20 protein-coding genes, 1 other RNA gene and 1 other annotated feature are annotated in these 22,969 nt (G+C 42.0%); of the genes, 5 read left to right on the forward strand and 16 right to left on the reverse strand.

Annotation, left to right across the window (positions count from 1 at the left end; translation table 11 throughout):
• Positions 1-12 precede the first annotated feature (12 nt).
• The 5 genes from pheS to EUBREC_RS08970 form a co-directional block, all read right to left on the reverse strand.
• Positions 13-1,038 carry a phenylalanine--tRNA ligase subunit alpha gene (gene pheS / locus EUBREC_RS08955; protein WP_012742823.1) on the reverse strand — a complete coding sequence of 342 codons (1,026 nt, stop codon included), beginning with the start codon at positions 1,036-1,038 and terminating at the stop codon, positions 13-15.
• A gap of 106 nt (positions 1,039-1,144) precedes the next feature.
• Positions 1,145-1,374: a binding site (T-box leader), on the reverse strand.
• A gap of 107 nt (positions 1,375-1,481) precedes the next feature.
• On the reverse strand, positions 1,482-2,870 hold the full coding sequence (locus EUBREC_RS08960) for an RsmB/NOP family class I SAM-dependent RNA methyltransferase (RefSeq protein ID WP_012742824.1): 1,389 nt from the start codon (positions 2,868-2,870) through the stop codon (positions 1,482-1,484).
• Between the two features lie 203 nt (positions 2,871-3,073).
• The gene (locus tag EUBREC_RS08965) at positions 3,074-4,696 is read right to left on the reverse strand and encodes a SpoIID/LytB domain-containing protein (RefSeq protein ID WP_306718456.1); all 1,623 of its coding nucleotides are present in this window, start codon (positions 4,694-4,696) and stop codon (positions 3,074-3,076) included.
• A 170-nt stretch (positions 4,697-4,866) separates the two neighbouring features.
• A non-coding RNA gene (ssrS, locus tag EUBREC_RS16995) (6S RNA) lies at positions 4,867-5,051 on the reverse strand.
• A 52-nt stretch (positions 5,052-5,103) separates the two neighbouring features.
• Positions 5,104-5,445, reverse strand: a complete 342-nt coding sequence (locus EUBREC_RS08970) for a hypothetical protein (protein ID WP_012742827.1) — start codon at positions 5,443-5,445, stop codon at positions 5,104-5,106.
• 204 nt (positions 5,446-5,649) lie between these two features.
• On the opposite strand from EUBREC_RS08970, the gene EUBREC_RS08975 reads away from it, so the two are divergent.
• A complete protein-coding gene (locus EUBREC_RS08975) occupies positions 5,650-6,027 on the forward strand; it encodes a response regulator (RefSeq protein WP_012742828.1) in 378 nt (125 codons plus the stop codon).
• Position 6,028: 1 nt separating this feature from the next.
• Positions 6,029-6,907, forward strand: coding sequence for a hypothetical protein (locus tag EUBREC_RS08980; protein WP_012742829.1), 879 nt, complete (start codon positions 6,029-6,031; stop codon positions 6,905-6,907).
• Between the two features lie 168 nt (positions 6,908-7,075).
• Here EUBREC_RS08980 and thrC read toward each other — a convergent pair whose 3' ends face one another.
• A complete protein-coding gene (gene thrC / locus EUBREC_RS08985) occupies positions 7,076-8,569 on the reverse strand; it encodes a threonine synthase (protein ID WP_012742830.1) in 1,494 nt (497 codons plus the stop codon).
• Positions 8,570-8,742: 173 nt separating this feature from the next.
• On the opposite strand from thrC, the gene EUBREC_RS08990 reads away from it, so the two are divergent.
• Positions 8,743-9,543 carry a hypothetical protein gene (locus EUBREC_RS08990; protein ID WP_012742832.1) on the forward strand — a complete coding sequence of 267 codons (801 nt, stop codon included), beginning with the start codon at positions 8,743-8,745 and terminating at the stop codon, positions 9,541-9,543.
• 89 nt (positions 9,544-9,632) lie between these two features.
• Here the strand turns inward: EUBREC_RS08990 and leuD are convergent, their stop codons facing one another.
• A complete protein-coding gene (gene leuD / locus EUBREC_RS08995; protein ID WP_012742833.1) occupies positions 9,633-10,121 on the reverse strand; it encodes a 3-isopropylmalate dehydratase small subunit in 489 nt (162 codons plus the stop codon).
• Positions 10,122-10,138: 17 nt separating this feature from the next.
• Complete coding sequence (gene leuC, locus EUBREC_RS09000; protein WP_012742834.1) at positions 10,139-11,401, reverse strand: 3-isopropylmalate dehydratase large subunit; 1,263 nt, start codon at positions 11,399-11,401, stop codon at positions 10,139-10,141.
• A gap of 226 nt (positions 11,402-11,627) precedes the next feature.
• Here leuC and EUBREC_RS09005 point away from each other — a divergent pair, with 226 nt between their 5' ends.
• Together EUBREC_RS09005 and EUBREC_RS09010 are read left to right on the forward strand one after the other, a co-directional pair.
• Entirely contained in the window at positions 11,628-12,533 is a 906-nt protein-coding gene (locus EUBREC_RS09005) for a LysR family transcriptional regulator (RefSeq protein ID WP_012742835.1), read from the forward strand.
• Positions 12,534-12,563: 30 nt separating this feature from the next.
• Entirely contained in the window at positions 12,564-13,325 is a 762-nt protein-coding gene (locus EUBREC_RS09010; RefSeq protein ID WP_012742836.1) for a DUF6062 family protein, read from the forward strand.
• 55 nt (positions 13,326-13,380) lie between these two features.
• Here EUBREC_RS09010 and leuS read toward each other — a convergent pair whose 3' ends face one another.
• The 8 genes from leuS to EUBREC_RS09050 form a co-directional block, all read right to left on the reverse strand.
• Entirely contained in the window at positions 13,381-15,795 is a 2,415-nt protein-coding gene (leuS, locus tag EUBREC_RS09015) for a leucine--tRNA ligase (protein ID WP_012742837.1), read from the reverse strand.
• Between the two features lie 175 nt (positions 15,796-15,970).
• Positions 15,971-16,996, reverse strand: coding sequence for a ketol-acid reductoisomerase (gene ilvC, locus EUBREC_RS09020; RefSeq protein WP_012742838.1), 1,026 nt, complete (start codon positions 16,994-16,996; stop codon positions 15,971-15,973).
• Positions 16,997-17,053: 57 nt separating this feature from the next.
• A complete protein-coding gene (gene ilvN / locus EUBREC_RS09025) occupies positions 17,054-17,554 on the reverse strand; it encodes an acetolactate synthase small subunit (protein ID WP_012742839.1) in 501 nt (166 codons plus the stop codon).
• A gap of 243 nt (positions 17,555-17,797) precedes the next feature.
• Complete coding sequence (pckA, locus tag EUBREC_RS09030) at positions 17,798-19,402, reverse strand: phosphoenolpyruvate carboxykinase (ATP) (RefSeq protein WP_012742840.1); 1,605 nt, start codon at positions 19,400-19,402, stop codon at positions 17,798-17,800.
• A gap of 146 nt (positions 19,403-19,548) precedes the next feature.
• The gene (locus EUBREC_RS09035; protein WP_012742841.1) at positions 19,549-20,334 is read right to left on the reverse strand and encodes an amino acid ABC transporter ATP-binding protein; all 786 of its coding nucleotides are present in this window, start codon (positions 20,332-20,334) and stop codon (positions 19,549-19,551) included.
• A gap of 9 nt (positions 20,335-20,343) precedes the next feature.
• The gene (locus tag EUBREC_RS09040) at positions 20,344-21,000 is read right to left on the reverse strand and encodes an amino acid ABC transporter permease (RefSeq protein ID WP_012742842.1); all 657 of its coding nucleotides are present in this window, start codon (positions 20,998-21,000) and stop codon (positions 20,344-20,346) included.
• A 1-nt stretch (position 21,001) separates the two neighbouring features.
• Positions 21,002-21,808, reverse strand: a complete 807-nt coding sequence (locus EUBREC_RS18385) for a transporter substrate-binding domain-containing protein (protein WP_041254084.1) — start codon at positions 21,806-21,808, stop codon at positions 21,002-21,004.
• A gap of 140 nt (positions 21,809-21,948) precedes the next feature.
• On the reverse strand, positions 21,949-22,893 hold the full coding sequence (locus EUBREC_RS09050; RefSeq protein ID WP_012742844.1) for an AEC family transporter: 945 nt from the start codon (positions 22,891-22,893) through the stop codon (positions 21,949-21,951).
• Between the last annotated feature and the right edge of the window lie 76 nt (positions 22,894-22,969).

Genomic DNA, 22,969 nt, shown 5'->3' on the forward strand with positions numbered 1-22,969 from the left:
AGAAAAATGAATCTAGTTGTCATCAATCTGGTCTAATACCCTAAGGTCTGACTCGAATAAAAGCTTGATGTTGTTAATTCCGTATTTGAGCATTGCAATACGCTCAAGACCGATACCAAATGCAAAACCACTGTACTCATTTGTGTCTATGCCACAGCCCTCAAGCACCTTTTTATTTACTACGCCTGCACCAAGCACCTCAATCCAGCCTGTGCCCTTGCATAAAGAGCAGCCCTTGCCATGGCACTGGAAACAGCTTACATCAACCTCTACAGACGGCTCTGTAAATGGGAAGTATGAAGGACGAAGACGTGTTGTGACATTCTTTCCGAACATCTTCTTTACAAGCTGGTCAAGCATACCCTTTAAATCGCAGAGTGTGATGCCCTTATCTACCACAAGTCCCTCCATCTGTGTGAACATAGGAGAATGTGTCGCATCATCATCCGAACGGAAAACTTTACCCGGTGAAACAACCTTGATAGGCGGCTTCTTTGCTTCCATAACGTGAATCTGTCCTGCTGAGGTCTGTGTACGAAGTAAGAACTCAGGTGATAAGTAGAACGTATCCTGCATATCACGGGCCGGATGATCCTTTGGAGTATTTAAAGCTGTAAAATTATAGTAATCATTCTCGATTTCTGTACCCTCGTAAACCTCAAAGCCCATAGATGTGAAAATCTCTGAGAGCTGGTCCTTTACCTGTGTTACAGGATGAAGATTACCCTTTTTGCTTCTCTTTGCAGGCATAGTGACATCTATTTTCTCGCTCTCATACTTGCGCTTAAGTGCCTCTGCCTCAAATTTCTTAACCTTCTCATCAAGAAGCTTCTCAACTGCCTCACGTGTCTCATTGACCCACTGGCCTACCTTTGGTCTCTCATCAGGAGCAACATCCTTCATGCCCTTTAAGACTGCTGTGAGCTCACCCTTCTTTCCAAGAATTGCAGCACGCACATCATTTAATTTTTCAAGACCGTCAGCCTTATCAATTTCAGCAAGTGCTTTTTCTCTGATCTGTTGAATTTTGTCTCTCATCGAATTTCACCTCATAATATTTTTCTTAATTTGCATAAACCCGTAACTTCAAGCTTGAATTCGCCGTTTATGCGATAAAAAACGCCCCTGCATGGCTATTAAACCATGCAGGGACGAAAATTCCGCGATACCACCCTGATTTCCATTGAAGAAATATCCAATGGACTCTCATTGATATGTGTAACGTACATAACACGTCATGAACTACTGTGCTTCATCCATGCAGCTTCAGTGTGAACTTCAATCAATAGCCTTTTTGCAAGACTGCTTTCAGCCGATGACAATCTCTCTCTGGTCAAAGTACTATAATCTACTATGCACCTTCATTGCTTTTATTATATATAGCTGCGACATATATATCGCAAATGCTTATTTCTTAATAACACATAAGTCATTTTAGCACAATCTCTATATTTTGCAAGTAGAAAATTTTTCTATTTTCTTTATATTTTATTTCTAAGCCCCTTAGGATAATGGTTTTTAACCTGTGCACCATTCACCTTGCCCCAGCCGGCCGGATATCCATCTACACATACAAGTGCCCAGCCCTTTTTGCATTCAGCCGCCTGCTCATCAGATAACATAACTGACTGACCATTGAAAAAGCCTGTTGTCTGCGGATCATCCCAGGTAAGCTTTACTACGTTTTTAGCATCATTTAGCTTAAGTGCAAGTGCCAGCGAATGCGACGGCTCAAAGCGCTGTTTTTTAAACTCTCCTATATGAAGCCCTGCTCGCTGCACCTTAAGCCCTTTAATATCAACTTCCATATCAGGCAGCCTGTAGAGCTGCTCCCCAAACATGACAAGCCTTGAGTTTTTTATCCATGCTGCCATATCCTCTGATATGGTCTCATCAAGAAACTCTGAGAGAAGCTTCATATTTTCTTTTGTGAGAGCCGGCTTTGTTTCATTTTTCCTGTTCTTACTATTTTTGTTCTTTTTGGTTTTCCTGTCAGCTTTAAGGTCTGTGTCCACACTGCCTCTTCTCACAAGCTTTGCCACAAAATGCCCCTCTCCGTCCACCTTATGTGGCCAGAAGCGCTCCATTTCTTCAAGTGTAAAATCAGGATGTCTCTCCAAAAAACACTCAATTACATCCTCATTTTCTTCCCTCGAGAAGGTGCAGGTGCTGTACACTATCGTACCTCCCGGCTTAAGCATCACCGCAGCATTATCCAGTATTTCCTTCTGCCTTGCCGCACAGATTGCCACATTTTCCATGCTCCACTGCTCTATTGCCTCAGGCAGCTTTCGAAACATTCCCTCTCCTGAGCAAGGTGCATCCACCTGTATAGCATTAAAAAAGCCTGGGAAATGTGAAGCAAGCACAAAGCTGTCCTCATTTGTCACAATCGCATTTTTGATTCCCATACGCTCTATATTCTGCGACAAAATCCGGCTTCTTTGTGTGTTAATCTCATTTGATACCAAAAGTCCGCTGTCTCCTAAATATGTGGCAAGCTGTGTGCTCTTTCCACCGGGTGCCGCACACAGGTCAAGCACTCTCATACCCGGCTTTGGAGCTAAAAGTGCAGCCGCCGACATGGCACTTGGCTCCTGTATGTAGTAAAGCCCCATCTCATGATACGGATGCTTTCCCGGACGCACATTCTCATCAAAGTAATATGCCTCATTTGCCCACGAAACCTTTTTTTCTGAGGATATTTTAAGTGTTTTCAATATCCGCATTCTTTCTTCCTGGCTTTGTACCTTTAATGTATTGAATCTGAGTGCCTGAAATCTGTTATTGTCATAGCTGTATAAGAAATCATCCCACTCATTGCCCAGAAAGGCCTTCATCTTTTTTTCAAACTCTATCGGTAAATTCATTGTCAAATCCTCTTGTTTTCTTACGAAATAATTACAATGTATCTTACTATCACACACATAGTCATGTATCTAAGCACTTCGATATTACCACATTTCTACTATCCATGCTATCAATTTTTTTAAACGTAAAAATTCACCTTTAAATCGGCTATAGTGGCTGCTAAATATAATAAAATCCCGAAAGTTATAATAATTGAGACATATCACTGCTCACTGCGTACACTGCTTATATCCACCACTGTCACATCCTTATAATAATATCCGATTATATCCTTATAGCCGCTTCCTGCCTTTGCCAGCTTGTCTGCCCCATACTGGCTGAAGCCTATTCCATGGCCGAAGCCTCCTCCGGACAGTGTATAGTGACCATTTGCACCGGCACTCACACTAAAGCAGGCGCTTGGTATCATCGACATATTCTCCCTCACAGAGCCATCGTTTAATGTAACTTTTTTCTGATAATGCCCTAACGCCTTTCTTATATCATTCTCCGCCGTAAAGGTCTGCGATTTGTTTCCATAATTTATTGTGAGCGAAAGTACATAACCGGCATCCGACGTCTTATCGACAGAAATACCTGTTGCTGTGCCATACTGAGGATCATTGTATGCCGATAAATCAAGCTCCGAGGTCCATCTGTAGTATGGCGAATTGTCATCCACCGACTCCACCTTGTGTATGAAATCCGGTGTACTCGAAGACCATACCTCCATATCCTCTGTTTTTCCGGCAGATGTAGAAAAATAATAACATGTTATTAAGCTTCCTCCACATGAGACAACCTGTCCTGCTGTAGCTTTTACAGCCTCATCGGTCGACTGCTTTGTTTCTGAAGCGTTATAGACCTGAAAAGCCGTGGTATTGTCAATATTTGCTCCGTATAGCGCATACTGTGTATTTTTCATCTGTGAATATACAAAGGTTCTTGCGCAAACAGCCTGAGCCTTAAGCGCCTCTGCATCAAATGTAGACGGCATCTCCGACGGCAGCACATAGCGCACATATGTCTCCACATCGACTGTATTCACCGCCACAATTCCTGCATCTGTCCCGATAAACTCAAATGAGCCCGGATAGCTCTTACCGTTTATGCTGACATAATTGTCCGCTGAGCTCACCTTTATCTTACCTTTCTGTGCATTTGCCATATATGCACCCACATCGTCAATAGCATTGCTTCCACAATCAGCATCATCCACATAAAGGTTAGCTGCGGCAGCTGCCGCAATTGTTGGAAATACATCCTTTCCATCGTTTTTTATAAGCACTCTTATGTATGTAAGGTCTGGTGCCTGTCTTCTGACGATGGCACATATCCTGCCGGAATCAAGTATGTAAGAAAGAGTTTCACTTCCGATTATCAGGTCAGAAACCGCTATTTCCTTAGGCGCTGCTCCTGTCTCATCATACACCGGCAGCTTGTCTGACTGCATTGGAATGTCACCCTGCCCTGCAATCTGCATGGTTCCGTTTCCGTATGACAGCATCACACCTGATATATCATCCGGCTTTATCTGTATCTTTTTGACCTTAGAGCCACTGATTTCAATATCACAGACCCCTGTAAAGCTCTCCTCCATGGTTCCCTTAGCCCTGTAAAGCTCTCCATCACATATGAAAATCAGCCTTCCATCGTCATTTGACACAATATATGCATTCTCATACACCATATCCTTCGTCACAGCCCTCGCCTGTTTTACAAGTGCCCCCTTTTCCTTTTGCGCCATAACAATTGCAAAAACAATAACCACGCATACCACGGTTATCGCAAGCATTATCCAGACCATCTGATTCGGCTTTTGCCGTCTTCGTCTTCTATTTGCCAAATTTCTGTTCTCCTTAACACCCAAATAGTGGTTACTGCTCAAAAAATGGGAGCTGCAAAAACAGCTCCCTTTATCATCTGTACTTAAGAATCCTTTGTGCTTTAAAAATCTTTTGTATCTCATAAATCTTTTGTGCGTCCGGAGTTCTTTTGTACATTATTATTCTTTTGTAAGAACCCAAAATGCCGGTCCTGTAATTTAGACTCCTAGCGCTCTTGCTAGGTGGGTAACCGCAGTCTGCCTTCTGCCTTCCGCTGCATAATGACGGCCTGACATCCAACAGCTCATATAGGAATCCCGTTTAAAGTAAATGTAGGTTCTAAATACACAGGGTTGTCGAACATCTCAGGTATCTTTGTAAATTCATTATACTTTATTATGTCTCATGTTGCAATGCAAAATTCATGTTAGAATTTAACAAATTTTTCTCTGGCATTTCGTAACATATTTGAAAACCAGATAATTACTGCGACGAATATAATCATCTCCACATATGACCAGTACGGTATCTTTTTGAGGCAATCCGAAACTATCGCAACTATACTGATAACAAAGATCACAATGCCGAATACAAGTGACTTTGGATAAATATAAGCTATATATCCGGCCGTATCCTTTATCTTTTTCATCTCATCCTCAGCCACAAAGGTACTTTCAATTTTGCCGCTTTTCTTCATTCGCAGTGACACAAATATTATGTAAATTCCCAGTATCAGTGTGACCGCATCTATTATAATAAAATAGTTCATGCTTCTTTCTCCTGTATTTTTATTTAATATTCCTAAATAGTTATCACGGATCTTATATATACAAAAAATATGTAAAATCACCAAAATTAGTATAACCTCATGTAAGGAAAAAATAAATGGTAAATAAGTCCCAACTATTTCTTGAATTTCTATTATTAATGTAGTAAAATATATTTATATTTTCAAGGGGAAGGAGTTTTTAAAATGCAACTTGACGATTTAAAAATACTTATATGCGATGATTCGATTCTCGCAAGAAAACAGATGAAGGACATAATCAATTCCATTGGTTCACCGACTATCATTGAGGCGGCAAACGGACAGCTCGCCATTGATATGTACAAGGAGCATAAGCCAAATCTCACATTTATAGACATTGTAATGCCAGTAAAGGATGGAAATGCCGCTATCTCAGAAATTATGGAGTATGACAGCAGTGCTACCATCTTCGTTGCATCATCTGTAGGCACACAGTCCGAGCTTAAAAAGGCTCTTGCTGCCGGAGCATGTGACTTCATTCAGAAACCAATCGACAAGGATCAGGTCATAAGTCTGATTAAGAAGCACATAGGAGGAAATTAATATGTATACTCAATTTTTTGGCAATTTTCTCCTATCAAAGGGGTATATCACTAATGAGCAGCTTTTTGACGCACTCAAAGAAAAAGCACAAAAGCACGCAAAGCTCGGTACTCTTGCCATCCACTCAGGGCTTATGACAGCTGCCGAGGTTGATTCAGTAATAGTCGAGCAGACCCATCAGGACAAGAAGTTTGGTGAGCTTACAATAGAAATGGGCTATCTGACAGACGAGCAGGTAAAGGATCTCTTAAACATCCAAAGCCCTGACTTTCTTCTTTTAGGACAGATTCTTTTAGACAAAGGCATAATTGACAATACCACTCTCGAAAAGAGTATACATGATTACCGCAGTGAGAATGCTATTTCCGATCTTGACATGGTACTCGAGGATAAGGACAGTATAAATCATCTGATAGGTCATTTTTTTGCCAATACAGGCATAGATCCTTCTGCCATTGACATTATGTATCTTGAGCTTTTGTTTAACAGCTTTATCCGATTTGTCGGTGATGACTACACTCCGCTCTCTGCCGAGATATGTGACAGCTTTAGTGCGGACTGCATGGTACGTCAGGACATCGAGGGCAGCTATGCCATATCTACATACATAGGCATGAGTCAGACAACAGCCATCAATTTTGCATCACGCTATGTAAATGAATCATTTTCAGTATACGACGAGTATGTACAGGCATCTCTCGATGATTTCCTGAACCTGAACAATGGACTGTTTCTGGTCAACTGTTCAAATGATCAGGCACTTGAGCTTACTCTCACTGCACCTGAGCATTTTGATGGACAGACACGCAGCTTCAATAAAGCCTGCAAGCTCAAGCTGTTATACCCTTTCGGAGCCATTCACTTTATTATTGAATTCTAATATCTTTGCAAGGCGGTTTCAGTAATCTGATAATTATTTACTCTATAATTAGAGCACAAAAAGAACATCTGCAATCAGCAGATGTTCTTTTATGTTGCGCTATACATAATTATATATCAAACAAATTACAATTATATGATTAAATGGGCAAAAGGTAACATTATATTATTACTGCACACCGAGCATTTTCTTAACAGTGTTTTCCATCTGATCCACATCACAGACTGTGTTGTGAAGAATCTTTGCATCCCTGATTTCCTCGATGGCATTTGGTACCTTAACGTTGCCAAGCTTTGAAAGCTCATCTACAAGCTCAAAGTCTGTCATTGAATCGTACTTAGGATCAATTGCATCCATCACACTTCTTGTGAATTTGAATGGACTTGCTGTAGATGCGATAACAGTCTTTGTGGCTGTATCACCTGTAGCCTCCTTATACTTGTCATATACACCTGCTGCAACTGCTGTATGAGTATCAATAATGTATCCTGTATCCTCGTAAAGCTTTTTAATAACCTCAGCGGTTTCCTTCTCACTTGTGTAATTTCCATAGAAGTCAGAAAGCTTTTCCTTCATCTCAGGTGTTACAGTGTATTTGCCATCCTTAGCAAGCGAAGCCATAAGCTGAGCATTCTTATTTGCATCATTTCCTGCGATACGGTAAATGAGTCTCTCAAGGTTTGAAGAAATGAGAATATCCATGGATGGTGAATTTGTGAGGATAAACTCTCTGTTTTTATCATACTCTCCTGTTGTGAAGAAATCGTAAAGCACCTTGTTCTCGTTTGAAGCGCAGATAAGCTTTGCAACTGGAAGTCCCATATTTTTTGCATAAAACGCTGCAAGTATATTTCCAAAGTTTCCCGTAGGAACAACGATATTTATCTTCTCATCCTTTGCGACAGCTCTCTGTGCAAAAAGCTTTGAGTAAGCATATACATAGTACACAATCTGTGGTACAAGGCGACCTATATTGATTGAGTTGGCAGATGAGAACTGATAGCCCGCGGCATCCATCGTCTCTGCAAGAGCCTTATCATTGAACATAGCCTTTACTGCTGACTGTGCCTGGTCAAAGTTGCCGTGAATACCCACTACATGAGTATTGGCACCCTTTTGTGTAAGCATCTGCTTTTCCTGAATCGGGCTGACACCATTCTTTGGATAGAAAACTATAATCTGTGTCCCCTCAACATCAGCAAAACCTGCCATAGCTGCCTTTCCTGTGTCTCCTGATGTGGCTGTCAGGATGACAATCTCGTTTTTAACATTGTTTTTCTTTGCGGATGTGATAAGTAAATGAGGCAGAATGGATAATGCCATATCCTTGAAGGCTATTGTAGAGCCATGGAACAACTCAAGGTAGTAAGCCCCGTCAGCAAACTTAAGCGGTGCAATCTCAGTAGTATCAAACTTGCTGTCGTATGCCCTGTTGATACAATTTTTAAGCTCTTCCTCTGTGAAATCCGTAAGGAAAAGCTTCATAACCTCATATGCTACCTGCTGGTATGACATCTTAGAAAGCTCCTCAACAGAAACATCAAGTGCCGGAATGCTCTCAGGTACAAATAATCCTCCGTCATCGGCAAGGCCCTTAAGGATAGCCTGTGAAGCTGTTATTTTCTTTTCACTGTTTCTTGTACTTGAATATAATAAATCCATTTTTTACCTCATTTCTCTTTTTATCTTATCTAAATCCATATTGCTGCATCTATATGCAGACAATTATTATCCTTTATAGTATAATAAATTTCATATATCAAATCAATAACAAAAATGCTACAATAATATATATATGATTAAAAATATATGTGAAAGGAACACAAATTATATCTATGCTCCAGGGAGTTTACACCGCTGTCAGAAAAGACGGCACCATTTACTACAGGTCCAACATCACCTACAAAAGCAAACACATCAGTCTCGGAAGCTTTGACAGTGAGCTTTCTGCAAGCCGCGCCTATGCCACCGCATCGACAATTTTATTAAAAGAAACAAACAGCATAGAGGACTCTTACTTTCACACCCATGCACTTACATTTGATAAAATTGTAACTCTTATTAATTTCCGTGATAACGGAATGTACATAAAGACGCCCATATATCTGCGCAAAAACTATTTCAGCTACTATCTGGATATATCACATGAGCTGAAATTCGATATAGACGATTTGTTTTACTACTCTGAGCATCGCATATTAAAACGCCAGGGACATCTGTACGTCAACGACTACGGCATGCAGGTCACCCTGCTTAGCCGCTATGGCATACAGCCTCATGCTGTTTGCGGACGGGACTATGTATTTGTAAACAACGATTCAACCGACATGCGCTACGAAAACATCAAGCTGTTAAATCCATACCATGGTGTAGAGATTATCAAAACTGCAGGGCTCGACAAATATAAAGCTCGCATACACATAAACGGTAATTTTGTCATAGGAACCTACAACACAATCGAAAAGGCCGCTATTGCATACAATAAAGCTGTCGATATGGCTCATGCACATGGCATAGAAAAAAACTATCCCGAAAACTATATCGAAAGTATATCAGGCAAGGAATACGCGGATATTTACACTTCTGTGACAGTTTCCAATAAATATTTGCAGTATCTGCAGCAATTTGATTTATAGAACGCATATCCCACAGTTTGCATATTACCATTATTTTTAATATTGTACTAAAAACTCCCGCGGTTATATAACCTCGGGAATTTTTATAATTACTTCTGATTTATATAGTTTACAAGTCCCTCGCAGTCGATAATCTTCTGCATGAACGGTGGGAAGGCCTGTCCCTTAAACTTCTCTCCTGTTGTCTCATCTGTGATGATACCTGAATCAAAGTCTACTGTCACCTCATCACCGGCTTTTATTGCCTTTGCTGCCTCAGGGCACTCAATAATAGGAAGACCTATATTGATTGCATTTCTGTAGAAAATTCTTGCAAATGTCTCTGCGATAACACAGCTTACGCCGGCAGCCTTGATGGCAATCGGTGCATGCTCTCTTGATGAACCACAGCCGAAGTTCTTGTTGGCTACCATGATATCTCCGGCCTTTACATTATTTACAAAATCCTTATCGATATCCTCCATGCAGTGTGTTGCAAGCTCCTTAGGATCAGAAGAATTCAGATATCTTGCAGGAATGATTACATCTGTATCGACATTGTCTCCATATTTAAATACACGACCGTGTGCTGCTTTCATTGTGCTTCCTCCAATCTTTACATAACATCCTTTGGTCCTGAAATCTTACCTGTAATGGCACTTGCAGCTGCAACAGCAGGGCTTGCCAGATAAACCTCAGAATCCACATGACCCATACGTCCGACAAAGTTACGGTTTGTGGTAGATACGCATCTCTCGCCCTCAGCGAGCACTCCCATGTATCCGCCAAGACATGGTCCGCAGGTAGGTGTGCTCACAATGGCACCTGCCTCGATAAATGTCTTAAGAAGGCCCTCTTCCATAGCCTGAAGATAAATCTTTTGTGTGGCAGGAATCACGATAACCCTGATACCATCCGCAACCTTTTTACCCTCAAGAATCTTTGCTGCAATACGCAGATCATCCATACGGCCGTTGGTACATGAACCGATTACTACCTGGTCAATCTTTACATCACCAACCTCATCGATGGTACGTGTATTGTCAGGCAGATGTGGGAATGAAACTGTAGACTTAAGTGTGCTAAGGTCGATTGTATACTCCTCATCATACTCTGCATCACTATCAGCCTCATACTCTGTGAACGGACGCTTTGAATGCTCCTTCATGTACTCTCTTGTGAGATCATCTACAGGGAAGATACCATTCTTGCCGCCGGCCTCAATTGCCATATTGGCGATAGTAAATCTGTCGTCCATAGAAAGATATTTAAGTCCATCTCCGACAAACTCCATTGACTTATAAAGTGCACCGTCCACACCAATCATACCGATGATATGAAGGATGACGTCCTTGCCGCTGATCCACTCAGCCGGTTTTCCGACGATATTGAACTTGATAGCAGAAGGTACCTTAAACCAAGCCTTGCCTGTAGCCATTCCTGCTGCCATATCAGTACTTCCCACACCTGTAGAGAAGGCTCCTAAAGCTCCGTATGTACATGTATGTGAATCAGCTCCTATAATCACATCACCTGCTACAGTCAGTCCCTGCTCAGGTAAAAGTGCATGCTCGATGCCCATTTTTCCTACATCAAAGTAATTTGTAATCTCGTTTTTGCAGGCAAACTCGCGAACACATTTACAGTGTTCTGCTGACTTGATGTCCTTGTTTGGTGCAAAGTGATCCATAACGAGTGCAATTTTATCTTTATTAAACACTCCCTCTACCTTCATCTTGTTGATCTCATGAATCGCTACAGGTGAGGTAATGTCGTTTCCAAGCACAAGATCTAAATCAGCCTCAATGAGCTGTCCTGCACTAACAGAGTCAAGGCCTGCGTGTGCAGCAAGAATCTTCTGTGTCATTGTCATTCCCATGCTTATATTCCTCCTAGCATATAAAAATATTGTATTATGATTGTATCTGAATCAAGTTTACTTAAGACATCATAACATATGATTTACCATAATAAAAATACATAATAAACATATTTACCATAACTAAATCTCATGGTATAATAAACACAGATTTGTTGATGTTCACACATTTTTGTGACAAGCAACGATTACAGCCCATTAAAAGTACAAACCACAGGAGGTACAAATGAACCAGAATCTCTCATCTTACTGGATTTTCTATACTGTCGCCAATGCCGGCAATATATCAAAGGCAGCCAAGGAGCTCTATATCAGCCAGCCTGCCATCAGCAAGTCAATTCAAAAGCTCGAGGACGGACTGGAATGCAAGCTTTTTTCCAGAAGCTCCAGAGGTGTCGTCTTGACCGATGAGGGCAGGCTTCTGTATGATCATGTAAGCGAGGCCTTTGAGGCATTAAATGAGGGTGAGGAAAAGCTGAAGCGCTCAATAGAGCTCGGTGTCGGCCAGCTTAAAATTGGTGTCAGCTCAACCCTCTGCAAATATATGCTTTTGCCATATCTCAAGGAATTCATACACAGAAATCCTCATATAAGCATCTCAATCGAATGTCAGTCCACCAATGAGACCTTAAAGCTCCTCGATGATGACAAAATAGATATAGGTCTGATTGGAAAACCAGCATCCCTTAAGACTTTCAATTTCTATTATCTGGACAACATTGAGGATATATTTGTCACTACAAAGGACTATCTGCGCAACTTAAGCGCCCGTGGTGTCAAAAAGAGCGAGATTTTGCAAAACTCTACTCTCATGCTTCTCGATAAAGGCAATATGACACGTAAATATATTGATGATTATCTGCAGGAGAACCAGATACACGTAAAGGACTCTATAGATATATCAAATATGGACCTGCTCATCGACTTTGCCAAAATAGGCGTAGGTGTGGCCTGCGTCATAAAAAGCATAGTTTCAAAGGAGCTTGCTGACGGTACCCTGATTGAAATTCCTCTCGGCATACCAATCCACAAGCGTGAGGTTGGCTTTGCTTACAAGGAGTCTTCAAAGCTTTCCACCTCTCTGCAGACCTTTATCAAGTTTTATGAGAGCTACACACCAGAGGATTTTTAAATAAAAAAATATGACCCCGGAGGTATTATCTTGAAAGAACAAATACACACTATCCCCATATCAGACGCCTTTGACAATGCCGGCGAATGCCCCTTCTGCTATATAGAAAAACGCACCGAGGATCACGTCATGGATTTTGTACTTGGTCATGGTGCCTCTTACATGGAGGCTGACATACGCGATATGACCGATAAGGAGGGCTTCTGCCGTGCACATTTCAAAAAAATGTTTGACTATGGCAATTCACTCGGAAACGCCTGGATACTAAAAACCATGTACATGCTCCATATTGAGGAGATGGACAAAGAATTTAAGAACTTTAAGCCTGATTCAGTGCAAAGGAGCGGTCTTTTTAAAAAAGCAAACGCCTCCTCCAATTCCATCGTGGACTGGATTAACAAGCGTGAATCAACCTGCTTTATATGCGACAGCGTAAACAAGACCTTTAATGCATACATGAAGACCTTCTTCACTATGTATGAAAAGGATCCTGAACTAAAAGAAAAATTAAAGAACACAAAAGGATTTTGTCTCGATCACCTGAAAGTGGTTCTGGAAGGAGCTGACACTTATTTAAAAGGTGATAAGCGCAAAGAATTTTACGATATCGTGCTCCCTCTAATGCACGACAACATGAACCGCATATATGAAGATGTTGCATGGTTCATCGAAAAATATGATTATAAAAATAAAGATGCCGACTGGAAAAATTCCAAGGATGCGATCCAGCGCGGTATGCAGAAGCTTCGCGGAAGTGATCCATCTCTTCCACCACATGTTCTCAAAAAATAAAATCACCCGGTATTCTGCCGGCCGTCTAGTGGCTGTGCAAAATACCGGGTAATTTTTATTTCATTACGATGTTTACAATACGTCCCGGAACATAAATCTCTTTTACGATATTTCCTGTAAGCTTATCTGCAATAACATCCTTTGCTTTTGCGATAACCTCATCCTTAGGATCCTGTTTTCCGATTGCAAGAGTGCCCTTAGTCTTTCCGTTGATCTGTACAGCAATCTCTACTGTATCCTCAACAGTCTTTGCCTCATCGTATACCGGCCATGGCTCAAATGCGATTGTATCGTCATGTCCCATTCTCTGCCAGATTTCCTCACCAACATGTGGACATACACAAGAAAGCATCTTGATAAGTCCCTCTGCAAACTCTCTAGGACATCTGCCTGCCTTGTATACTTCATTGACAAAAATCATCATCTGGCTGATAGCTGTATTGTAGCCAAGTGCCTCGAAGTCGTTTGTGACCTTCTTTACTGTCTGATGGTAGATTCTTGTGAGCTTTCCGTCATCCTCTTCGATAATATTCTCAGGCTCTGTAAAGAAATTCCATACACGTGTGATGAATCTCTTTGCTCCCTGTACGTTGCTGTCGTTCCAAGGCTTTGAAACCTCAAGTGGTCCCATGAACATCTCGTAGAGACGAAGTGTATCAGCGCCGTACTCCTCGACTACATCACTAGGATTTACTACGAACTCCGGGAATCTCTTGCCCATCTTGATACCGTTTGATCCAAGGATCATTCCCTGATGTACGAGCTTCTTAAAAGGCTCCTTTACAGGGGATAAGCCCTGATCAAAGAGGAATCTGTTCCAGATTCTTGAATACATGAGGTGTCCTACCGCATGCTCCGGTCCACCAACATAGAGATCTACCGGCATCCAGTGCTTTAAGAGCTCCTGATTTGCAAATTCCTTATCATTGTGTGGATCAATATATCTCATATAATACCATGAGGATCCTGCCGAGCCAGGCATGGTGGATGTCTCACGAGTACCCTTTACGCCGTTTCTGTCATACTGCTTCCACTCTGTAGCGTTCTCAAGAGGTGCCTTGCCATTCTTGCCCTTGTAATCCTCAAGCTCAGGAAGGACAAGCGGAAGCTCATCATCAGGAAGGAAATAGATTGAACCATCCTCCTTGTATACGCATGGAACAGGCTCTCCCCAGTATCTCTGACGTGCAAAAATCCACTCACGGAACTTGTAGTTTACAGTTCTCTTTGCCACGCCCATCTTCTCAAGCTTGGCTGTGATAGCTTCCTTAGCATCCTCAACTACCATTCCGGTAAACTCCTCTGAGTTGATGAGCTTGCAGCCCTTTCCAAGATAATCATGCTTCTCAAATGCATGCTCTGATACATCTGCACCATCAATTACCTGAATCATCTCAATATCATGAGCCTGTGCATACTCGAAATCTCGCTGATCATGAGTAGGAACTGCCATAACAGCACCTGTACCGTAGCTTGCCAGTACGAAATCACCGATGAACATTCGCACTTCCTTGCCGTTTACAGGGTTGATACAATGAAGTCCCTTAAGCTCACAGCCTGACTTTGTCTTGTTAAGCTCAGTTCTGTCCATATCGCTCTTCTTTACAGTCTCATCTATGTAAGCCTGAACCTCTTCTTTGTTCTCGACTCTGTCCATGAGACCCTTTACTATATCTCCGTCCGGAGCAAGCACCATAAATGTGATACCATATATTGTCTCGATACATGTAGTAAAGATAGAGAACTCTCCACCGCCTACAATCTGGAATTTGACCTCGACACCTGTGCTCTTGCCAATCCAGTTTCTCTGCATTTCCTTGGTAGACTCAGGCCAGTCTATCTCATTAAGCCCCTCAAGGAGCTTTTCTGCAAATGCCGGCTGGTCAATAACCCACTGTTTCATGTTCTTGCGGACTACAGGATAGCCACCACGCTCTGACTTGCCATCTATAACCTCATCGTTTGAGAGAACTGTTCCAAGCTCCTCGCACCAGTTTACAGGCATATCAATATGCTTTGCATATCCGGCCTCATAAAGCTTCTTGAAAATCCACTGTGTCCACTTGTAAAACTCAGGGTCACTTGTAGAAATCATCTTTGACCAGTCATAATCAAAACCAAGCTCTCTTAACTGCTTTGAGAAGGTCTCTATATTCTTCTGAGTGAAACCGTTTGGATGATGACCTGTGTTTACAGCATACTGCTCTGCCGGTAAACCGAATGAATCATATCCCATCGGATGAAGTACATTGTAGCCCTGCATTCTCTTCATACGCGACATGATATCTGTAGCTGTATAGCCCTCCGGATGTCCAGCGTGAAGGCCTACTCCTGAAGGGTAAGGGAACATATCAAGTGCATAGTATTTAGGCTTTGAAAAATCCCAAACATCTGTCTTGAATGTCTCGTGTTCTTTCCAGTATTCCTGCCATTTTTTCTCTATGGCCTTGTGATTGTATGGTTCTGACATACTTGCCTCCTTATATCAAAAACGCTCCGCCTCTCAAAGAGACGAAGGCGTATTTTTAATCCGTCTGATTAACATTCATAATTTTACACATCACACTATATTTTGTCAAGTTTTGCTATATAAAAAACCCGGTGCATCACTGCCCCGGGTCTTATTGTCATATATATCTGACAGATTAGTTGTTGATGAGCTTGTCGCTCTCATCATTCCAGCTGTAAAGCTTACGGATTTCCTCACCAACCTTCTCTGAAGGATGCTCAGAAGCAAGCTTTCTCATAGCCTTGAAGTGTACCTGACGTCCTGCCGGTGACATATCAAGTAAGAACTCCTTAGCAAATGTACCATCCTGAATGTCAGAAAGAATCTTCTTCATAGCTTTCTTTGTCTCAGCTGTAACAATCTTAGGTCCTGTTACATAATCACCATACTCAGCTGTATTAGAGATAGAGTATCTCATACCTGCGAAGCCTGACTGGTAGATAAGGTCTACGATGAGCTTCATCTCATGGATACACTCAAAGTATGCGTTTCTTGGGTCATAACCAGCCTCGCAAAGTGTTTCGAAACCAGCCTGCATAAGTGCACAAACACCACCACAAAGAACTGCCTGCTCACCGAAGAGGTCTGTCTCTGTCTCTGTACGGAATGTTGTCTCAAGAAGTCCGGCTCTTGCTCCGCCGATTCCAAGACCATATGCAAGTGCAAGGTCCCATGCCTTTCCTGTAGCATCCTGCTCTACAGCGATAAGACAAGGTGTTCCTTTTCCTGCCTGGTACTCTGAACGTACTGTATGTCCCGGAGCCTTAGGTGCGATCATAGCTACATCTACATCCTTTGGTGGCTTAATGCATCCAAAGTGGATGTTGAAGCCGTGAGCGAACATAAGCATGTTGCCCGGCTCAAGGTTTGGCTCGATGTCCTTCTTGTACATATCTGCCTGTAACTCATCATTTATAAGAATCATGATGATATCAGCCTGCTTTGCAGCCTCTGCAGCGACATATACCTTGAAGCCCTGCTCTTCTGCTCTCTTCCATGACTTGCTGCCCTCATAAAGACCGATGATGACATTGCATCCTGAATCCTTTAAGTTAAGTGCATGTGCATGTCCCTGGCTGCCGTAACCGATAATGGCAATTGTCTTGCCCTCTAATAATGAAAGGTTACAATCATCCTGATAAAATAATCTTGGTTCTGCCATTTTGTTTTCCTCCTGTTAATTTAAGTAAACTATTTATATGTAAGGATTGTCCTGTGACTAATCCAACATAACTACATCATCGGAACCTCTGGTAAGTCCTGTGATTCCCGTTCTTGCGAGCTCTAATATTTCATAGCCGCTAAGTAAGTCTATGAACTTATCAAGCTTGTCCTGTGTACCTATGAGCTCAATAATCATAGAGTCATGAGTGACATCAACTATCTTGCCGTGGAAGATCTCAGTCACATTCATAACTGCCTGTCTTTGTGTATCGAGTGCTCTTATCTTTATCATAATAAGCTCCCTGCACACTGAGAGTCCCGGCTCAAGCTTCTTGATATCAAGTACATCCTCAAGCTTCGCCAACTGCTTCTCTATCTGCTCAAGCACCTGCTCATCACCGCTTGCAACAATTGTGATACGTGTGTAGCGCGGATCTGCTGTAACCCCTGAAGAGAAACTATCAATATTAAATCCCCTGCGACTGAACAGTCCTGAAATACGACTGGTCACTCCGGGATTGTTCTCAACTAAAAGAGATAATGCCTGTCTTCTCATCGAAAAACCTTCCTCACAATTTCTATTATTTCTGTTCACATGATGATAATATTACTATAATCTGTATTTGTCAAGCAATATCGTTAATATAACTTAAATTCATATTATCAATAACAATATTTATACATCCATAACCTCGATAAATGCCTGTTTTATAACGTTTTATACAGTATCTTCAAAAAAAGCCGGGCGACATACAACCGCCCGGCTTTAGAATTATCTAATATAATTCTGTTTAATATATTATAACTGTGGTCCTGCTGCAACAAGTGCTTTACCAGCCTCATTTGTTGTGTACTTAACAAAGTTCTTGTTGAATCTCTCTGCAAGATCTTTAGCCTTTGCCTCCCACTCAGAAGCATCAGCATATGTGTCACGAGGATCAAGGATTCCTGAATCAACTCCAGGAAGCTCTGTAGGAACCTCGAAATCGAACATAGGGATCTTCTTTGTTGGAGCATTAAGGATATCACCAGAAAGGATAGCGTCGATGATTCCTCTTGTATCCTTGATTGTGATTCTCTTTCCTGTTCCGTTCCATCCTGTATTTACAAGGTAAGCCTTAGCACCGCTCTTCTCCATCTTCTTAACGAGCTCTGCAGCGTATTTTGTAGGATGAAGCTCAAGGAATGCCTGTCCGAAGCAAGCTGAGAATGTAGGTGTTGGCTCAGTAATTCCACGCTCTGTTCCTGCAAGCTTTGCAGTAAATCCTGAAAGGAAGTAGTACTGTGTCTGCTCAGGTGTAAGAATAGATACTGGTGGAAGTACTCCGAATGCATCTGCTGAAAGGAAGATTACATTCTTTGCAGCCGGTGCTGAAGATACTGGCTTAACAATATTTGTGATGTGGTTGATTGGGTAAGATACACGTGTATTCTCTGTTACACTCTTGTCCTCGAAATCAATCTTTCCATCATCAGCAACTGTAACGTTCTCAAGAAGAGCATCTCTTCTGATTGCGTTGTAGATATCAGGCTCAGACTCTTTGTCAAGACCGATAACCTTAGCGTAGCATCCACCCTCGAAGTTGAATACGCCGTTGTCATCCCAGCCGTGCTCGTCATCTCCGATAAGAAGACGCTTAGGATCTGTAGAAAGTGTTGTCTTACCTGTTCCTGAAAGACCGAAGAAGATTGCTGTGTTCTCTCCGTTCATGTCAGCGTTTGCTGAACAGTGCATTGAAGCGATGCCCTTAAGTGGGAGGTAGTAGTTCATCATAGAGAACATACCCTTCTTCATCTCTCCGCCGTACCATGTATTGATGATAACCTGCTCTTTTGATGTGATGTTAAATGCAACACATGTCTCTGAGTTAAGACCTAACTCCTTGTAGTTCTCAACCTTAGCCTTTGAAGCATTGTATACTACGAAATCAGGCTCGAAGTTCTCAAGCTCCTCTGCTGATGGCTGGATGAACATGTTTGTTACGAAATGAGCCTGCCAAGCAACCTCAACGATGAAACGAACTGCCATACGTGTATCCTTGTTTGCTCCACAGAATGCATCTACTACGAAAAGCTTCTTGTTGCAGAGCTCTTTCTTAGCAAGATCCTTAACTGTTGCCCAAACATCCTCTTTCATTGGATGGTTGTCGTTTGGATACTCAGGTGTATTCCACCATACTGTGTCCTTAGAATTCTCGTCCATAACGATATATTTATCTTTAGGAGAACGTCCAGTGTAGATACCTGTCATAACGTTAACTGCACCAAGCTCTGTCTCCTTACCAACCTCGTAACCCTCAAGGCCGGCTTTTGTCTCTTCCTCGAATAATGTCTCGTAAGAAGGATTGTGAACGATCTCTGTTGTTCCGGTAATGCCATACTTTGTTAAATCAACATTTGCCATTTTGAATAAACCTCTTTTCTATAAATTATGGATTTACATCCATTTCTTTTGTTAGTATATATGTTTGTTAAAAAAAAATCAATATCTACTTTTCAATTTACACTTATTTCACACTTTTTCGACATGTATAATATATTTCCCACACATCAGCCTTTCGCATATCTGGTGAGGAACTGCCTGGTACGCTCCTCCTTCGGATGGTCAATCACCTCATGTGGGTCGCCATGCTCAACAATCACACCACCGTCCATGAAGATCACCTGATCCGCAACATCACGCGCAAAGGCCATCTCATGCGTGACAATAATCATTGTGGTATTCTGCTGCGCAAGGGAACGTATGACCTTAAGCACCTCTCCGGTAAGCTCCGGGTCAAGAGCTGAAGTAGGCTCATCAAAGCAGAGTATATCAGGCTTAAGTGCCAGTGCCCTTGCTATAGCTACACGCTGCTGCTGTCCACCTGAGAGCTGATGCGGATAATGGTTCATCCTCTCAGCAAGCCCCATTCTGTCCAGAAGCTCCTTTCCATGCTCATCAATACGTGTAAGGATTGCTTTTTTATCCTTTTTAAACTCAGGTGTCTCCTGTGCCAGAAGACGCTCTGCCAGAGTGACATTCTCAAGTGCTGTGTACTGTGGAAAAAGATTAAACTGCTGAAACACCATACCAAAATGCAGCCTCTTTTTGCGAAGCTCCGCGTCTTTATCCTTGCCCGCTTCGGAAGCATCAAAAAGAGTCTCACCATTTACAATAATCTGGCCACTGTCAGGTCTCTCAAGGAAGTTAAGGCACCGTAACAGCGTAGTCTTTCCTGAGCCTGATGAACCGATTATCGCAAGAGCATTGCCCTCCTCCATGGAAAAGCTTACATCCTTAAGCACATTAGTCCTTCCAAAGTGTTTTTCTATATTTCTAACCTCTAAAATTGCCATGTCTTCCTCCTACCTGAAATAATCCAGCTTTTTCTCGATATAATTAAATAAAAGTGTAAGGATTCCGACAAATACGAGATAAAATACACCTGTATAAAACAGCGGCCATGTAAGTCCGTCAGACTTCATAAACGCCGCTCCCGCAAAGGTAAGCTCGTATGCCGCAATAATTCTGGCAAGAGAAGTATCCTTTACAAGAGTGATTATCTCATTTGACATAGGCGGAACAACACGCTTGATCATCTGAAGCAGAGTGATTTTAAAGAAAATCTGCTGCTTTGTCATGCCTAACACCTGTCCTGCCTCTCTCTGACCGGCCGGAACACCCTCTATGCCACCTCTGAATATAACAGAGAAATAACATGCATAGTTGATGACAAACGCTACAACCGTCGCTGTAATACGTCCGGTCTCGTCACCACTCCATATAGCCTGATGAAGCCACAAACCCGGTCCGTAGAATATAATGATAAGCTGAAGCATAAGCGGTGTGCCGCGGATAACCCATACAAATACATTCATGACAGCCTTGACAGGCTTAAACCTGCTCAAAAGCCCAAATGCAAATATAAGCCCCAGTGGCAGTGAAAATATAAGTGTCAGTATAAATATTTCAAAGGTGGTCCACAGACCACTCATTAGTGCTTGTGTAACAGTCCAAAACATTTTATTTCTCCCGCTCAACAACTACCTGTGCATTGTTACAGTATGCATTTGTGCATTCCATAGACTTTGTAACCTCATCTGTGAGTGTCATGCCATTCCAGACAACGTCAATCTTCTTTGAATCAAGCTCCATAACCTTGTTGTCCCAGTCGATAACTACAAATTCAACATCCACGCCGAGCTTCTCACCGACAAGTCTAGCCATATCTGCATCAAAGCCAATCCATTTGTCATCCTTATCCTTGTAATCCATAGGCTCAAACTCTGTGATACCGACAATCATCTTGCCCTGTGACTTGATATAATCCACATCACTGTCGCTGTCAGACTGCTTGAACTCGCAAGGCTCCTGCTCAAGAAGTGAATCCTGTACTCCGTATTTCTTTGCAATCTCCTGCGAGCTGCCATCAGCATATGAATCTGCGAGTACACTGTTGATATATGAAGCAAGATCAGAACCCTTACGGCATCCGACACCATACTTCTCTGAGGTAAGCTCTGTTGTATGTACTAAATCAGGGTAGCTTGTGCCCTCTCCAATCATGGCTCCTGCCATTAAAAGGTCTATGATTGCCGCATCAGATGTACCTGATTTAACCTCCATAAGCGCATCAGCCTGTGATGAAACCGAATTGTAATTAAAGCCCTTTTCCTTTGCCACAGCCTCTCCTGCTGAGCCTGCCTCAACTGCGTAGGTCATGCCGTCGCCCTTTTCGCTTTTTTGTGTTCCTGCACCCTTGCTGCCACCACAGGCAGTCATTGAAAGTGCTAAAGTTGCTGTCAAAAGAAGTGCTAATCCTCTTCTCATGCTCATTTCCTCCATATGTTAAATAATCATTGTAATTATTCAAAATCATCCAATAACTACAACCTTTTAACATATTAGCAAATTATCACGCTAAAGTAAAGAGGAATTATCCACCAAATCAACAGTTATGTTCTTCCATTTTATACAAGCCCCAGACTTTTAATTATATAAAGCCAGAGAGTCAGCGTAAACGCACTGAGCAGTGTCGTGAGCATTATCGTGGTCGATGAGATAACGCCCTCATGCCCCATATTTCTTGCCATGACAAAGCAGCTTACTGTAGTAGCTGAGCCAAGCATCACAAGAATTGCAATAAGCTCACTGTCCCTGAACCCGAAGGCTACCGCAATAGGAAGAAATACTGCCACAAAGCCTACAAGCTTGATAAATGTGGCTGCAAATGCAGGCTTCGCCTTTGCTGATGCTTTTTTCAAATCAAAGGTGGCACCCATGGCCATAAGTCCCATAGGCGTTGCCATATTGCCAATGCTTGTCACTGCCTTTGCCGGTATTCCCGCAAACGGCAGACCAATAGCTGACCACAGAAGTCCTGCAACAATTCCTAAAATAATAGGATTGGTCACTATTCCCTTAAATGTCTTTTTGAGCACTGCCCTGTCTATGCCGTTTTGCCCCGGCTTGAAAAATGAAAGCACTATAACAGCCATCACGTTGTAAAGCGGTACGCTTCCTATAATCATGACGGGTGCCATGCCTGCGTTTCCATAAATGTTCTGGATAAAAGCAATTCCAAGCAGCGCAGCACTGCTTCTGTATGAGGCCTGTATAAACTCGCCCCGTATAGATTTATCCCTCCACAGACAGGAAACAAGTGTTGATATTGTAATGCTTATCAACGTAACCACAAAGCAGAATACTATAAATTTAATGTTCCAAACCCTTGAAAAATCAACTGACGCAAGATCACTAAACAGTAAAAAAGGTAAAGGTATCTTAAACACAAACTTATTCATCCTGTTTGCAAAGTCTTCGTCCAAAATCCCCACCTTGCGAAGAAAAAGTCCAAACACCATCATCAGAAAAATAGGTCCTGTGGCATTTAGACAAAACATTAAATTTTCCATCTCAAATTAAGCCTCCGTCATATCAGTAATCTGTAGTTTATAATTATACTATTTTGTACATTCCAGCTACCACAAT

It is taken from the genome of Agathobacter rectalis ATCC 33656, from assembly GCF_000020605.1.
Classification (GTDB): Bacteria; Bacillota; Clostridia; order Lachnospirales; family Lachnospiraceae; genus Roseburia; species Roseburia rectalis.

Coding starts and splice junctions, on each gene's coding strand:
- pheS (WP_012742823.1), bottom strand. CDS start 1,038: ATGAGAGACAAAATTCAACAGATCAGAGAAAAAGCACTTGCTGAAATT.
- EUBREC_RS08960 (WP_012742824.1), bottom strand. CDS start 2,870: ATGAATTTACCGATAGAGTTTGAAAAAAAGATGAAGGCCTTTCTGGGC.
- EUBREC_RS08970 (WP_012742827.1), bottom strand. CDS start 5,445: ATGAACTATTTTATTATAATAGATGCGGTCACACTGATACTGGGAATT.
- EUBREC_RS08975 (WP_012742828.1), top strand. CDS start 5,650: ATGCAACTTGACGATTTAAAAATACTTATATGCGATGATTCGATTCTC.
- EUBREC_RS08980 (WP_012742829.1), top strand. CDS start 6,029: ATGTATACTCAATTTTTTGGCAATTTTCTCCTATCAAAGGGGTATATC.
- thrC (WP_012742830.1), bottom strand. CDS start 8,569: ATGGATTTATTATATTCAAGTACAAGAAACAGTGAAAAGAAAATAACA.
- EUBREC_RS08990 (WP_012742832.1), top strand. CDS start 8,743: ATGCTCCAGGGAGTTTACACCGCTGTCAGAAAAGACGGCACCATTTAC.
- leuD (WP_012742833.1), bottom strand. CDS start 10,121: ATGAAAGCAGCACACGGTCGTGTATTTAAATATGGAGACAATGTCGAT.
- leuC (WP_012742834.1), bottom strand. CDS start 11,401: ATGGGAATGACAATGACACAGAAGATTCTTGCTGCACACGCAGGCCTT.
- EUBREC_RS09005 (WP_012742835.1), top strand. CDS start 11,628: ATGAACCAGAATCTCTCATCTTACTGGATTTTCTATACTGTCGCCAAT.
- leuS (WP_012742837.1), bottom strand. CDS start 15,795: ATGTCAGAACCATACAATCACAAGGCCATAGAGAAAAAATGGCAGGAA.
- ilvC (WP_012742838.1), bottom strand. CDS start 16,996: ATGGCAGAACCAAGATTATTTTATCAGGATGATTGTAACCTTTCATTA.
- ilvN (WP_012742839.1), bottom strand. CDS start 17,554: ATGAGAAGACAGGCATTATCTCTTTTAGTTGAGAACAATCCCGGAGTG.
- pckA (WP_012742840.1), bottom strand. CDS start 19,402: ATGGCAAATGTTGATTTAACAAAGTATGGCATTACCGGAACAACAGAG.
- EUBREC_RS09035 (WP_012742841.1), bottom strand. CDS start 20,334: ATGGCAATTTTAGAGGTTAGAAATATAGAAAAACACTTTGGAAGGACT.
- EUBREC_RS09040 (WP_012742842.1), bottom strand. CDS start 21,000: ATGTTTTGGACTGTTACACAAGCACTAATGAGTGGTCTGTGGACCACC.
- EUBREC_RS18385 (WP_041254084.1), bottom strand. CDS start 21,808: ATGAGAAGAGGATTAGCACTTCTTTTGACAGCAACTTTAGCACTTTCA.
- EUBREC_RS09050 (WP_012742844.1), bottom strand. CDS start 22,893: ATGGAAAATTTAATGTTTTGTCTAAATGCCACAGGACCTATTTTTCTG.